The 719-nt window shown below is 47.4% G+C and carries 1 protein-coding gene; it reads right to left on the bottom strand.

The window, feature by feature from the left end; translation table 11 throughout:
- A partial coding sequence (gene rfaD, locus A3751_RS15555) for an ADP-glyceromanno-heptose 6-epimerase (protein WP_082863303.1) occupies nucleotides 1–717 on the bottom strand: 717 nt, incomplete at its 3' end.
- Nucleotides 718–719 lie beyond the last annotated feature (2 nt).

The raw sequence follows: 719 nt of genomic DNA, 5'->3' as shown, positions 1-719 counted from the left end.
GCCCAGATTATAAATGCCTGATGTCGCCTTGTTCTGCCAGCACCAAAGATTCACATTCGCCACGTCACCAACGTAAACAAAATCACGCGTTTGCCCGCCATTCGGATAGCCATCATAACCCTCAAATAACTTCGGGTTCTCGCCCGCTTTGATTTGTGTATTCAAGTGGTAGGCCACACTCGACATGGAACCTTTGTGCTGCTCTCGCGGACCATACACATTGAAATAGCGAAACCCGACTACTTGTGACTCAGCTTTCGGCAAGAGACGACGTACATACTGATCAAACTGAAACTTCGAGTAACCATAAACGTTTAGTGGCTTCTCATGCGCACGCTCTTCCTTAAAAACGTCAGAGCCACCGTATACAGCAGCGGACGATGCATAGAGAAAGGGGATTTTCTTATCTAGGCAGTACTCCAACAACTCGACAGAGTATTGGTAGTTATTCTGCATCATGAACTTGCCGTCCCACTCAGTGGTCGAACTACACGCCCCTTCATGGAAGACCGCTTCGATTTCTCCAAACGGCGCTCCGGCGTCGAGCATACCGAGAAAATCGTCTTTATCGAGGTAGTCCGCGATCTCAAGATCAACAAGATTGACGAACTTCGTTCCATCCGTTAAGTCATCCACAACGATGATGTCTTTATAGCCCTGCTGATTTAAAGCATGAACGATGTTGCTACCAATAAAACCGGCACCACCAGTAACGATAA

It is taken from the genome of Oleiphilus sp. HI0080, from assembly GCF_001635135.1.
Note: the sequence above shows the minus strand (reverse complement) of the source record. Positions and strands in the feature narration are given on the sequence as shown.